Below are 12,173 nucleotides of genomic sequence, written 5' to 3' on the forward strand. Positions count from 1 at the left end.
GAGCCGACGCCCTGGCCACCAGCGCCCCGTAGGACGGTTCCAGGGCGTCGGCTCCGGCCAGGGCCGCGGGCGCGCCGATGGCGGTGCGGGTGGCCCTCGGCCGGCCGAGCCGGCCGGCGGTCAGGGTCGAGCCCACCCACACGCGCGGACAGAACGGTCAGGTCAGCAGCTCACCGACGCCGTCCTCGCCGGTGCCGGAGCGGGCCTCCTCGTGCAGTTCGGCCGGACCCCGCGGACCGACGTGGCGCGTGAGGGGAGCCCGCAGGGGGCTGGTCACCGACGCCTTGCTCGGCAACCGGCCGAGCCGGAAGGCCGCCACCGACGTCAGGGCCACGTCCCGGGGCGCGGGCCGCTCGGGCACCGGCCGCCCCAGCAGCCGGACCGCCGTCGCCCACGCCGAGGTGTAAGGCCCCGAAGCCGGTTACGGCCGCGAGGTACTCCTTGAGCGGCCGCTCCCGCCCCGCCGAGCAGTCCCGCTCGGTCCGGCGCGGGACCCGTGCGGGCCGCGGGCGAGACGGTCGCCGGTCGCCGTTCCTCTGAGGCGTCACTCCCCGTCCCCGTCGCCCTGCCGCTTCCCGCCGTCCCGCCGGTCCTCCCGGTCGTGCCGCCGGTCCTCCCGGTCGTGCCGGCGCAGGCGGACCTCCAGGTGCCCGTCCACCATCCGGGTGTCGAAGGCGGGCTGGGGCGCGGTGGCCGGACCGCGCACGTTCCAGCCGTCCGAGAGGCGGAACACGCTGCCGTGCCAGGGGCATTCGACGCACCCGTCCGCGATCGCGCCCTCGGACAGGGGCCCGGCCAGATGGCTGCACCGGTCGGCCAGCGCGTGGATCTCCCCGTCCGGCTGGTGCACCACCACGATCGGCACGTCGTCCACCATGCGCCGGACGGCCCGCCCGACGGGGAAGTCGGCGGCCCCTCCGACGCGGTGCCAGCCCTCGCCCACGAGGTGCGCGACCTCCTCCGCGTGGTTGGCGCCGGAGGCCTGGCGATAGGCCAGATGACCGCCCAGCATGCCGCCCACGCCCACGGCCGTCAGCCCCAGGAACCCGAGGGTCCGCCCCGCCGCCGCGCGTCCGCGCAGCCGGCAGGCGAGGGAGGCCGCGTAGAGGCCGACGGCCGTCGTGTTGGCCACCGCGTGCACGAGTCCGACGCGCTGCTGCTCGTGGTGCAGTTCCGCCCAGTCGGCCGCGCCGGTCAGGGCGGCCGGCGTGGCCGCCGCCAGTCCGAGGCCCACCAGGGCGTCGGCGCCGCGCGAACGGCCGGGCACCAGGTCGAGCACCGCCGCGGACAGCCAGCTGCCTACCGGCACCTGTACCAGCAGGGGGTGCACCGGATGGCCGAGCCACGTGCCGTGCAGCACGTCCCGGCCGCGCCCCAGCGGCACGGCGCGCACCCGTGCGGCGAGGGCGTCGATCACCGCGTCCGCCCGGGAATCCCGTTCGAGGCGGTCCAGCAGCCGCAGGATCCGGTTCTGTCCTGTCCGGGGGCGAGGAGACGTAGGGCTCATGGGCAGCCGGGTCCCCCTCGGAAACCGGGGCAAACGACCCGGCGGGCGCTTCCCGCGGACGGGCGGGCACGTCCCACGGACCGGCGGCCGTCGCACCCCTCGCGGCGAGCGCACCGACGGGTCGGCCGCGTCCGGGATCAGGACGCCGTGGTCGACGCCGCCGCGCAGGTGGTCCAGGATCTCTTCGGTGATCACCTCGCCGGGGGCGGTCACGGGCACGCCCGGCGGCTACGGGCTGATCGGTGACCGAGGCGAGGCGCTGCCCCGCCGGGCGTCGGGGCCTCGGAGGCCACCGCGGCCAGGGAGAAGGGCGACGTGAGCGTCCCGGGCGCTCCGGGACATCGCAGGCGCCGTGCGGAAACGAAGTCGAGTTCGGCAGGTGCGGAGCGCCTCTCCTGTGGCACTTGCTTGTCATGGAGTACATGGGAAAGGCGACCCGGCCGGTCGGGCGCGTCGTCGGCGCGGTCGTGCCGGCGGTGCGGCGGGCCTGGGCAGGACCGGGCCGCGAGCGGGACCTGGTGGTGCAGGCGAGCAAGGCGGCGCTGGCCGCGTGGCTGGCGTGGGCGGTCGTGGGCTGGTGGCTCGCCGCGCCGATGGCGTTCGTGGCGCCGTGGGTCGCGGTCGTGCTGGTGGAGTCGACGGTGTACCGGTCGATCGCGCACGGATTGCAGCAGCTCGCGGCGATCGCGGTGGGGACGGCGGTCGCGACGGCGGTGGCGCTGCTGCTGAACAGCACGATGATCACGATGGCCCTGGTGCTCCCCGCCGTGCTGCTGCTGGGACAGTGGCGGCGCCTGGGAAGCCAGGGCGTCTACGCCGCGACCGGTGCGCTGTTCGTGCTGACCAGCGGCCCCGTGACGGTGGCCGCGTCGGCCGCGCGCATCGCGGAGGCGGTGTTCGGCGCGGTGGTCGGCGTCGCCGTCAACGTGCTGATCCGGCCCCCGGTGTACCTGCGCGACGCCCGCGCCGCGCTGGAGGACGCGGCCGACGAGGCGCAGGAGATCCTCGACGCCGTGGCCGACGGCCTCGCCGGCGGCGAGTGGGACGGTCTGCCCGTCGGGGAATGGCACGAGCGCGCCCTGCGCCTGGGCCGCCTGGTCGACCAGGCCCGTTCGGCCATCGGCTGGGGCCGCGAGAGCATGCGCGGCAATCCCCGGGGGCGCCGCGTCCGGCCGCACCTGCCGGGCGAGGAGGCGTACTCCGACGCGCTGAACGTGCTCGACTACGTGGCCCTGCACACGGCGGGCGTGACCCGGACCGTGCGGGAGATCACGGAGAGCGGGCGGGCGACCCGGCCGGCCCCGGAGCTCACCATGGCCTACGCCGAGTTCCTGCGGCACACCGCGCGGGCGGTCCGGCTCTACGGGCGGACGCTGGCCGCACCGGGCGTCCCGAACGGCCACGACGACGCGGCCGCGGACGAGCTGCGCGAGGCGGTCGCCGAGTTGCAGCACACGCTCGACGACTTCCGCCGGGGGCTGCCGGGGGCCGTGCCCGACGACCCCGACGCGCTGGTGACCTACGGAACCCTGCTGGCCCAGGCACACCGACTGGCCGATCTGCTCGCCCAGGACTGACGCGTGCGCCCCTCGGCGCCCCGGCCCGACGCACGCTCAGCCGCCGCCCCTCCGGGCCACCGCCCCCGCCGCAGCCCGAGCCGCGGTTCTCGAAGGAGCCCTGGCTCGCGGGCGGGTCCCGGCGGAACCCGGGCCTCGCACGACCTGTCGTCTGCCGCCGTCGACCCGCGGGAAGCCCCAGGACCAGCCCGTCGACCAGCCCATTGACCACCCCGCCGTGTCGGCGGCCCCGGACCGCGGGCCGTGTCCGGGAGACGGGTCGGTATGCTCGCCGCCATGTCCACGGCAGCCACGTCCGGCGGCCGCGCCGACCGCTCCCGCCCGGGCCGTGCGACCACCCCGAGCAGCGAGACGAGCACCGTGACCAGCTATGACTACGAGAAGGACGGCGCGGAGATCTACCGCCAGTCCTTCGCCACCATCCGTGCGGAGGCCGACCTCGCGGGCCTCCCCGCCGACGTCGGCCGGGTGGCGGTCCGGATTATCCACGCCTGCGGAATGGTCGATCTCGTCCGCGACCTCGTCGGCACGCCCGGCGTGGTGGCCCGCGCCCGGGAGGCGCTGCGGGCGGGGGCGCCCGTCTTCACCGACGTCCGGATGGTGGCCAGCGGCGTGACCCGCAAGCGGCTGCCCGCCGACAACGACGTGGTGTGCACCCTGTCCGAGCCGGGCGTCGCGGAGCTCGCGGCACGGCTCGGCACCACGCGCAGCGCCGCCGCTCTGGAGCTGTGGCGCGACCGGCTGGAGGGTTCGGTCGTCGCCGTCGGCAACGCGCCGACCGCCCTGTTCCGTCTCCTGGAGATGATCGCGGAGGGCGCGCCCCGGCCGGCCGCGGTGATCGGCGTGCCGGTCGGGTTCGTCGGGGCGGCCGAGTCCAAGGAGGCCCTGATCGCCAACCCGTACGGGCTGGAGTACCTCGCGGTGCGCGGGCGCCGGGGCGGCAGCGCCATGGCCGCGGCAGCGGTGAACGCGCTCGCCAGCGAGGAGGAGTGAGCGGCTCGACGGCCTGAGCCGGCCGCCGCGGAAACGCGCGGCCGGGTGGCGCACGGCGTCATGACGCCGTGCGAACGGGCGGGGCCGAGAGCCGGGAAGACTCCGGGCCGGGCAGGCTCCGGGCCGGGCGGGGTCCCGGCCGCCCGGGTCACCGAGGCGTCGGCGGAAACCGCTCCGGCCCGCAACGGCCGCGGCCCTGGTGCGCGCGGATCCAGCGGACGGCGTCGTGCGGGTCCGGCACGACGGGGACGTCCGGCGGCGCCGGCGGTCTGCGCACCACGACCACGGGCAGCCCCGCCTCCCGGGCCGCGGTCAGCTTCGGCGCGGTCGCCGCGCCCCCGCTGTCCTTGGTCACGAGGACGTCGACGCGGTGGCGGCGCAGCAGCTCGCGCTCCCCGTCGAGGGTGAAGGGCCCCCGGTCGAGCAGCACTTCCATGGCGGACGGAAAGGGCGGCTCGGGCGCTTCGACCGACCGGACCAGGAACCACAGGCCGTCCAGACCCGCGAAGGCCGCCAGCCCCGTCCGGCCGGTGGTGAGGAAGACCCGGCGGCCGAGCGCGGGAAGCGACGCGGCCGCCTCGGCGGACGAGTCCACCTCGTGCCAGCGGTCGCCCTCGACGGGTGTCCAGCCGGGCCGGCGCAGCGCGAGCAGCGGGATCCCCGCGAGGGCGGCGGCCTCGGCCGCGTGGAAGCCGATCGTCCCGGCGAAGGGGTGGGTCGCGTCGACGATCACGTCGGCCGCGTGGTCGCGCACCCACGTCAGGAGCCCCTCGACCCCGCCGAACCCGCCCACGCGCACCTCGCCCGCGGGAAGCCGGGGAGCGGTCACCCGCCCGGCCAGCGAGCTGGTCACGGTCAGGTCCGGCGTGCCGTGCAGCAGCTCGGCGAGCCGACGGGCCTCCGCGGTCCCGCCGAGGATCAGTACGTGCACGGGTCCGGGTCCGATCGTGAGCGGCGGTGGGGGCGAGCGCGCCCACTCAAGCACACCCGCCTCCGGGACGGCGTCCGGGGCCGGGGCGTCCCGGGCAGGCACGCACGGCCCGCCCGGCCGGGCGCGGGACACGCCTGTGGTAGCTTGCCGACGCCGGTCGCTCCCCCCGCACGCCCCCATGTACGCACTCGCGCAGGCGCGTTGACGTGCGGCGACGGGACCGCCGGGCCGGCGAGGCGCCGGCCGGCCGCCGGCCACGACGCCGCGGCCGGTAGCCCGCGACCCGCACGCCCGCCGAGGAGCATCACGTGACGAGCCGTGTCACCTTCGTCTCGCCCGCCATGAACGCGTCGCTGCGGCAGGCCCGTTTCGACGACGGAGGCCCGATCGACGCCGCCGGGGCGGCCCTGGCCCGTGCCGCGGCGGGCGCGTTGCCCGCGGCCGCGCGCGTCGTGACGTCCCCCACCGTGCGCTGCCGGGAGACGGCCGCCGCACTGGGCCTCGGCCCCGCTCCCTCGGGCGGGTCCGCGCCGGTCGCGCCGGTCGAGCCGGTGGAAATGCCGGAGTTGGCCGCGCTGGACGTGGGGCGCTGGCGGGGGCTGACGCTCGCCGAGGTGGGCGCCGCCGAGCCGGAGGCGGTGGCGCGCTGGCTGGCCGACCCCGGATCCGCCCCGCACGGCGGGGAGTCCGTCGAGGCCCTGTGCGCGCGGGTGGCCCGCTGGCTGGAGTCGTCGCGGCAGGAGGGCCGCATCCTCGCCATGGTGGAGCCGGAGATCGTGCGGGCGGCGGTCGTCCATGTGCTGGGGGCTCCCGTGACGGCGTTCTGGCGGCTCGACGTGCCCCCGCTCACGGCGACCTCGGTCAGCGGGCGCGGCGGCCGCTGGAACCTGCGGCTCGGACACCCCCCGCAGGCGGACGAGGCCTCTGCCGAGGGTTCGTGACGTCGTGTCACGGGGGCGGCGGGGAGGGCGTCGAGGGCCCGGACGGCGTCGCCGTCCGGCGTCGCGAAAGGGCCCCCGGACGGTCCGCGGGCCCTCTCCTCGTGCCGACCGCGGTCGACTCGCCTCGCGGCGAGGTCAGTTCGGGGCGGCGGCCGTCGTCTTCGTGCCGGCGGGCTGTGTCGCCGGGCGGGGGTTCAGCAGCCGCTCGGCCAGTTCGCCGAAGACGAGGCCGAAGGCCGCCCACATCGTCGCCTGCATGGCGAGCGAGGAGAGACGGAACCGCCACAGCAGCGTGGCCGGGAAGTCCGCCGGCACCTCGTTGACGGAGGGCAGGAACCCGTAGGCCAGCCCGATCACGAGGACGAAGCCGACGACGGAGACCACCGTGGCGTTCCACGCGCCGAGTCTCGGCGCGAGCCGCTTGCCGACGATGACCGCGCCGATCGCGAGCAGCACGCCGAGCACCGTCATCAGGAAGTAGAGGGTGGTGCGCTTGGCGATGGTGTCGTGGTCGCCCACGGCCGGCGGGTTGGCCGGGTACTTGAGGAACGGCACGACGTACACGGTGAGCAGGGCGGCACCGGAGAGCAGCAGCGCCGTGGCCCGGGGGCCGAAGCGTCCGACGCGGCCCAGGGCGAAGCAGTAGGCCAGGGCGGCGATGCCGCCGAAGGCCACCCCGTAGACCAGGACGCCGGTGGCCAGACCGGCGGTGGACTGAAGGCTGCGGGAGACGAGTTCGACCTCGTGCTCGTGCGCCGGGGCGTGGGACTCCTCGAAGCCGATCGCCCCGTCGACGTTCGGCTCACCGAGGAAGTACGCCACGACCAGGGCGAGCACGCCGGCCCCCAGGCCGGCGAGCATGCCCCGGACGAGCAGGTTTCTGACCGTTGCGGAATTCATGCGGGTGCGGCGCCCCTCGTCAGTGGCAGGGGAAGCCGAGCAGGTGACGGGCGTCGTGCACCCACTCGTGGACGCCCTCGCCGGAGAGCACGGACGTGGCCCCCTGCTCGGCGCCGACGAAGTAGAGCAGGACCAGCATCAGGACGCCGAAGAAGACGGCCCAGGGGGCGATGTCCTTCAGCGGCAGCTTGGCGGGTACGACAGGGCTGGTGGCGGTCGGCTGGGCGACATGCTGCGCCATGGCAGGGCCTCCTCTGGGAGTTCGCGTCCCATCTCGGTGGTGCACAGGACGACGGCCCCGGGTCTGACTCGCGATGCGCGCCCTCTTCAGGGCGGCGCACCGATCACAGTGGCGCGACCGTGCCGGATTCCCACCGGCTTCCGTGACTTCCGTCGTCGATATCAGAGCGACGGTACCGTGTGTCGCGTCCATGGCCAATACCGCACCACCTGGCGTGACGGCGCTCGCAGGCTCCGGGTGGCCCGGATCACCCGCCGCCGGCGGACCGGCTGCCGCCGCGCGGCGGGGCCCACTGGTGGGTCCGGACGGCCGGTGCCAGAGTCGGGGCCATGGCCATAGACGTCGTCGCCCTCCGGTCCCGGTTCCCCTCCCTCGCGCACGGGTTCGCCTTCTTCGACGGACCGGGCGGGACGCAGACGCCCGCGCCGGTCGCCGAGGCGATCGCCCGGACCATGACCGGGCCGCTGTCCAACCGCGGCACGGTCAGCGTCTCCGAGCGCAACGCCGAGCGGACCGTCGCCGAGTTCCGGGCCGCCTACGCGGATCTGCTGGGGGTGCCGGCGAGCGGTGTGGTGCACGGGCGCAGCGCCACGCAGCTCACCTACGACTTCTCGCGGCACCTCGCCAAGACCTGGCGGGCGGGCGACGAGATCGTCCTGAGCCGGCTGGACCACGACGCGAACGTGCGGCCGTGGATCCAGGCGGCGCAGCGCGCCGGCGTCGCCGTCCGCTGGATCGAGATCGACCCCGCGACGGCCGGGCTCGACCTCGACTCCTACGAGCGCGCGCTGTCGCCCCGGACCCGGCTGGTCGCCGTGACGGCGGCCTCCAACGTGCTGGGCTCTCTGCCGCCCGTGCGGCTGATCGCCGACCGGGCCCACGAGGTCGGCGCGCTGGTCCACGTGGACGGGGTGCACTACGCCGCCCACCGGCTCGTGGACGTGCCGGCGCTGGGCGCCGACCTGTTCGTCTGCTCGCCGTACAAGTTCCTCGGACCGCACTGCGGCGTGCTCGCCGGGTCGCCCGACCTCCTCGGGACGCTCGCGCCGGACAAGCTGGTGCCGTCCGCGGACACCGTGCCGGAGCGTTTCGAGTTCGGGACCCTCCCCTACGAGGTCCTGGCGGGCGCCACCGCCGCCGTGGACTTCCTGGCCGCGATGGACCCGGACGGCGAGGAGGGGCACGACGGCGCGGACGCGGCCGGGCCCGCGGGCCTGCGGGAGAGCGCGGGGCAGGGCGTCCCGGGCGTCTCCCGCAGGGAGCGTCTCAGGCGCTCGCTGCGCTCCCTGCACGCGCACGAGACCGCGCTGCGCGCGAGGACGGAGGACGGACTGCGCGCGCTGGGCGACGCCGTCACCGTCCACTCGAAGGCGCCGGAGCGCACCCCCACCCTGCTGATGACCCTGGAGGGCCGGGACGCCCGGGAGGCGCAGGCGCACCTGGCGGCGCGCGGGGTGGTGGCGCCGGCCGGCTCCTTCTACGCCCACGAGGTGTTCGCGGCGCTGAAGCTGCCGGACCCGTCGCTGCGGGTGGGACTCGCGCCCTACAACGACGCGGAGGACGTCGACCGGCTCCTCGACGGGCTGTCCTCCTTCCTGCGCACGGCCGTCTGAACGGTTCGGTGCGCCGCGACGCACGGCGTTCTCCAGACTTGTACCGTTCGTTTTCTTGAATGGTTCGTGTTTATGCCGTAGGTTCGACGGCATGACAGCCCCCCGTACTCCGACCACCGCCGAAGAGCTGCGCGGTGCCGGCCTGCGGGTGACGGCCGCCCGGGTCGCGCTGCTCGAGACCGTCCGCGAAGGCGACCACCTGGACGTCGAGGCGATCGCCTCCGGCGTGCGCGGCCGCGTGGGCCACATCTCCGTGCAGGCCGTGTACGAAGCGCTGCACGCGCTGACCTCGGCCGGCCTGGTGCGCCGCCTGGAGCCGCCGGGCAGCCCGGCCCGGTTCGAGGGGCGCGTGGGGGACAACCACCACCACCTCGTGTGCCGCTCGTGCGGCGTCGTCGCCGACGTCGACTGCGCGGTCGGCCACGCCCCCTGTCTCACCGCCGTCGACGACCGCGGCTTCGCCATAGACGAGGCCGAGGTCATCTACTGGGGCCTGTGCCCCGCCTGTTCGCCCGCCCGCAGTACCTGACCACCCGCAGCGGCTTGACCTGCGGTTTCGTGAGCATGTGATCCGACCAGTCCAGAAGGATTCCCCCATGACCGAGAACCATGACGCGATCGTGACCGAACAGAAGGCGTCGGAGGCAGGTGGCTGCCCGGTCGCACACGACCGCGCCCTGCACCCGACCCAGGGCGGCGGCAACCGCCAGTGGTGGCCGGAGCGGCTCAACCTGAAGATCCTCGCGAAGAACCCGGCCGTGGCGAACCCGCTGGGCGAGGACTTCGACTACGCCGCGGCGTTCGAGGCGCTCGACCTGGCCGCCGTGAAGCAGGACATCGCCGAGGTGCTCACCACCTCGCAGGACTGGTGGCCCGCCGACTTCGGCAACTACGGCCCGCTGATGATCCGCATGGCCTGGCACAGCGCGGGCACCTACCGCATCAGCGACGGCCGCGGCGGCGCCGGCGCCGGTCAGCAGCGCTTCGCCCCGCTGAACAGCTGGCCGGACAACGCCAACCTGGACAAGGCCCGCCGTCTGCTGTGGCCGGTCAAGAAGAAGTACGGCCAGTCCATCTCGTGGGCCGACCTCATGATCCTCACGGGCAACGTCGCGCTGGAGCAGATGGGCTTCGCCACCTTCGGCTTCGCCGGCGGCCGCGAGGACGTCTGGGAGGCGGAGGAGGACGTCTACTGGGGTCCCGAGACCACCTGGCTGGACGACCGGCGCTACAGCGGCGACCGCGAGCTGGAGAACCCGCTCGGCGCCGTCCAGATGGGCCTCATCTACGTCAACCCCGAGGGCCCCAACGGCAACCCGGACCCGCTGGCCTCGGCCCGCGACATCCGTGAGACGTTCCGTCGGATGGCGATGAACGACGAGGAGACGGTCGCCCTCATCGCGGGCGGTCACACCTTCGGCAAGACGCACGGCGCGGGCCCGGCGGACCACGTCGGCGACGACCCCGAGGCCGCCTCGCTGGCCGAGCAGGGCCTCGGCTGGAAGAGCAGCTTCGGCACCGGCAAGGGCGGCGACACCATCACCAGCGGTCTGGAGGTCACCTGGACCTCCACGCCGACCCAGTGGAGCAACGGCTTCTTCGACAACCTGTTCGGCTTCGAGTGGGAGCTGACCGAGAGCCCGGCCGGCGCCAAGCAGTGGGTCGCCAAGGACGGCGCGGGCGCGGGCACCGTCCCCGACGCGCACGACCCGGCCAAGCGCCACGCCCCGACGATGCTCACGACCGACCTGGCGCTGCGCTTCGACCCGGTCTACGAGCAGATCTCGCGCCGCTTCCACGAGAACCCCGACCAGTTCGCGGACGCCTTCGCCCGCGCCTGGTACAAGCTGACCCACCGCGACCTGGGCCCGAAGTCCCTGTACCTCGGCCCGGAGGTCCCGGCGGAGACGCTGCTGTGGCAGGACCCGCTGCCGCAGGCCGAGGGCGAGGTCATCGGCGCCGAGGACATCGCGGCCCTCAAGGCCAGGCTCCTCGACTCGGGGCTGACCGTCTCCCAGCTGGTGTCCACGGCGTGGGCGTCGGCGTCCTCCTTCCGCGGCAGCGACAAGCGCGGCGGCGCCAACGGCGCCCGCATCCGCCTGGAGCCGCAGCGCGGCTGGGAGGTCAACAACCCCGACGAGCTGGCGCAGGTCCTGCGCGTCCTGGAGAACGTCCGGGCCGAGTTCAACTCCGGCGCGAAGAAGGTCTCGCTGGCCGACCTGATCGTCCTCGGCGGCGCCGCCGCCGTCGAGAAGGCCGCCAAGGACGCCGGCCACGCCGTGGAGGTCCCCTTCACGCCGGGCCGCGTGGACGCCTCGCAGGAGCAGACGGACGTCGAGTCGTTCGCCGCGCTCGAGCCGACCGCCGACGGGTTCCGCAACTACGTCGGCAAGGGCAACCGCCTGCCGGCCGAGTTCCTGCTGCTCGACAGGGCGAACCTGCTGAACCTGAGCGCGCCCGAGACGACGGTCCTGGTCGGCGGCCTGCGCGTGCTGGGCGCCAACCACGCCCAGTCCTCGCACGGCGTCTTCACCGACACCCCCGGCACGCTGACGAACGACTTCTTCGTCAACCTGCTCGACCTGGGCACCACCTGGTCGTCGACCTCCTCGGACCAGACCCTCTTCGAGGGCCGCGACGCCGCCACGGGCGAGGTCAAGTGGACCGGCACCCGCGCCGACCTGGTCTTCGGCTCGAACTCCGAGCTGCGCGCCCTCGCCGAGGTCTACGCGAGCGACGACGCGAAGGAGAAGTTCGTCAACGACTTCGTCGCCGCCTGGGTCAAGGTCTCCAACCTGGACCGGTTCGACCTGGTCTGATCCCGCGACACCCGCACGACGAGCACCTGACACCCGGGGCGCTCGGCCCGGTCCACCGACCGGGCCGAGCGCCCCGGCGCGTCGCCGGACCGTCGGAACCATTGACGAGGACATGCACGGCCCCTATCTTCTGGCCGAAGTCACGAACCATGTTCGAGGTGACGAACATGGCGCGCAGGCTGCTTCATGGACGAGGGACGGTCCCGCATGCCCCGGATTCACCGCCGCAGATCCGTGCTCGTCTGCGGGCGCGCCGGTCGACGAGGGTCCCGAGCCGCTCCACGGCGGCGGACGCACGTTCCGCACGTTCTCCGCGAGCCACCGCCAGGCCGCGGACCACAAGCTCGGCCTGCTGGAACCGACCGGCTGCGACCCGCTCAAGCCGGCGTCCTGGACCAAGAAGCGGACACCCGTCTTCCAGCGCAGCGACGCCAACGGCGTCCACGGACCGGGCCACGACGGTTTCTTCACCTCGCCCGACGGCGCCGAGAACCGGATCGTCCGCCACGCCGACTCCTCGGTGGGCGGCGGCTCGGGCATCGGGCGCACCACGCGCGCCCAGAAGTCCACCAGTGGACCTGGCTGAACAACACCTGCCGGCAGGGGCGCCTCGTGCCCACCACCTGACCCCCCACCCCCTCCCCCGAGGAG

11 protein-coding genes, 1 pseudogene and 1 riboswitch are annotated in these 12,173 nt (G+C 74.8%); of the genes and pseudogenes, 7 read left to right on the forward strand and 5 right to left on the reverse strand.

The genetic code is table 11. The features are described from left to right. A pseudogene (locus tag KMS84_RS41040) lies at positions 1-361 on the reverse strand (DUF1360 domain-containing protein); the annotation flags it as partial. Between the two features lie 183 nt (positions 362-544). Beyond that, complete coding sequence (locus KMS84_RS35085) at positions 545-1,507, reverse strand: Rieske (2Fe-2S) protein (protein ID WP_256920588.1); 963 nt, start codon at positions 1,505-1,507, stop codon at positions 545-547. A gap of 422 nt (positions 1,508-1,929) precedes the next feature. Between KMS84_RS35085 and KMS84_RS35090 the strand changes: the two genes are divergently transcribed. Next, positions 1,930-3,084: an aromatic acid exporter family protein gene (locus KMS84_RS35090; protein WP_256920580.1), complete on the forward strand. Its 1,155-nt coding sequence runs from the start codon at positions 1,930-1,932 to the stop codon at positions 3,082-3,084. Positions 3,085-3,444: 360 nt separating this feature from the next. After that, positions 3,445-4,077, forward strand: coding sequence for a precorrin-8X methylmutase (locus KMS84_RS35095; protein WP_256920589.1), 633 nt, complete (start codon positions 3,445-3,447; stop codon positions 4,075-4,077). Positions 4,078-4,225: 148 nt separating this feature from the next. On the opposite strand, the gene KMS84_RS35100 is transcribed toward KMS84_RS35095, so the two are convergent. Beyond that, on the reverse strand, positions 4,226-5,008 hold the full coding sequence (locus KMS84_RS35100; protein ID WP_256920581.1) for a cobalt-precorrin-6A reductase: 783 nt from the start codon (positions 5,006-5,008) through the stop codon (positions 4,226-4,228). Between the two features lie 308 nt (positions 5,009-5,316). Here KMS84_RS35100 and KMS84_RS35105 point away from each other — a divergent pair, with 308 nt between their 5' ends. Continuing rightward, complete coding sequence (locus KMS84_RS35105; protein WP_256920582.1) at positions 5,317-5,949, forward strand: histidine phosphatase family protein; 633 nt, start codon at positions 5,317-5,319, stop codon at positions 5,947-5,949. Between the two features lie 135 nt (positions 5,950-6,084). On the opposite strand, the gene KMS84_RS35110 is transcribed toward KMS84_RS35105, so the two are convergent. Then, the gene (locus KMS84_RS35110; protein ID WP_256920583.1) at positions 6,085-6,849 is read right to left on the reverse strand and encodes a CbtA family protein; all 765 of its coding nucleotides are present in this window, start codon (positions 6,847-6,849) and stop codon (positions 6,085-6,087) included. A gap of 19 nt (positions 6,850-6,868) precedes the next feature. Further along, the gene (locus KMS84_RS35115; protein WP_256920584.1) at positions 6,869-7,090 is read right to left on the reverse strand and encodes a CbtB domain-containing protein; all 222 of its coding nucleotides are present in this window, start codon (positions 7,088-7,090) and stop codon (positions 6,869-6,871) included. Positions 7,091-7,126: 36 nt separating this feature from the next. Continuing rightward, positions 7,127-7,286: riboswitch (cobalamin riboswitch) on the reverse strand. A 133-nt stretch (positions 7,287-7,419) separates the two neighbouring features. Here KMS84_RS35115 and KMS84_RS35120 point away from each other — a divergent pair. The 4 genes from KMS84_RS35120 (at position 7,420) to KMS84_RS35135 (ending at position 12,108) form a co-directional block, all read left to right on the forward strand. After that, the gene (locus KMS84_RS35120; RefSeq protein ID WP_256920585.1) at positions 7,420-8,703 is read left to right on the forward strand and encodes a cysteine desulfurase-like protein; all 1,284 of its coding nucleotides are present in this window, start codon (positions 7,420-7,422) and stop codon (positions 8,701-8,703) included. Between the two features lie 91 nt (positions 8,704-8,794). Continuing rightward, positions 8,795-9,232: a Fur family transcriptional regulator gene (locus tag KMS84_RS35125; protein WP_256920586.1), complete on the forward strand. Its 438-nt coding sequence runs from the start codon at positions 8,795-8,797 to the stop codon at positions 9,230-9,232. Positions 9,233-9,299: 67 nt separating this feature from the next. After that, positions 9,300-11,522 carry a catalase/peroxidase HPI gene (gene katG / locus KMS84_RS35130; RefSeq protein ID WP_256920587.1) on the forward strand — a complete coding sequence of 741 codons (2,223 nt, stop codon included), beginning with the start codon at positions 9,300-9,302 and terminating at the stop codon, positions 11,520-11,522. A gap of 112 nt (positions 11,523-11,634) precedes the next feature. Then, complete coding sequence (locus tag KMS84_RS35135; protein WP_438819022.1) at positions 11,635-12,108, forward strand: family 43 glycosylhydrolase; 474 nt, start codon at positions 11,635-11,637, stop codon at positions 12,106-12,108. Positions 12,109-12,173: the final 65 nt, after the last annotated feature.

The organism is Streptomyces hilarionis, assembly GCF_024539675.1.
Classification (GTDB): Bacteria; Actinomycetota; Actinomycetes; order Streptomycetales; family Streptomycetaceae; genus Streptomyces; species Streptomyces hilarionis.

Coding starts and splice junctions, on each gene's coding strand:
- KMS84_RS35115 (WP_256920584.1), bottom strand. CDS start 7,090: ATGGCGCAGCATGTCGCCCAGCCGACCGCCACCAGCCCTGTCGTACCC.
- KMS84_RS35110 (WP_256920583.1), bottom strand. CDS start 6,849: ATGAATTCCGCAACGGTCAGAAACCTGCTCGTCCGGGGCATGCTCGCC.
- KMS84_RS35120 (WP_256920585.1), top strand. CDS start 7,420: ATGGCCATAGACGTCGTCGCCCTCCGGTCCCGGTTCCCCTCCCTCGCG.
- KMS84_RS35090 (WP_256920580.1), top strand. CDS start 1,930: ATGGGAAAGGCGACCCGGCCGGTCGGGCGCGTCGTCGGCGCGGTCGTG.
- KMS84_RS35135 (WP_438819022.1), top strand. CDS start 11,635: ATGCACGGCCCCTATCTTCTGGCCGAAGTCACGAACCATGTTCGAGGT.
- KMS84_RS35085 (WP_256920588.1), bottom strand. CDS start 1,507: ATGAGCCCTACGTCTCCTCGCCCCCGGACAGGACAGAACCGGATCCTG.
- katG (WP_256920587.1), top strand. CDS start 9,300: ATGACCGAGAACCATGACGCGATCGTGACCGAACAGAAGGCGTCGGAG.
- KMS84_RS35125 (WP_256920586.1), top strand. CDS start 8,795: ATGACAGCCCCCCGTACTCCGACCACCGCCGAAGAGCTGCGCGGTGCC.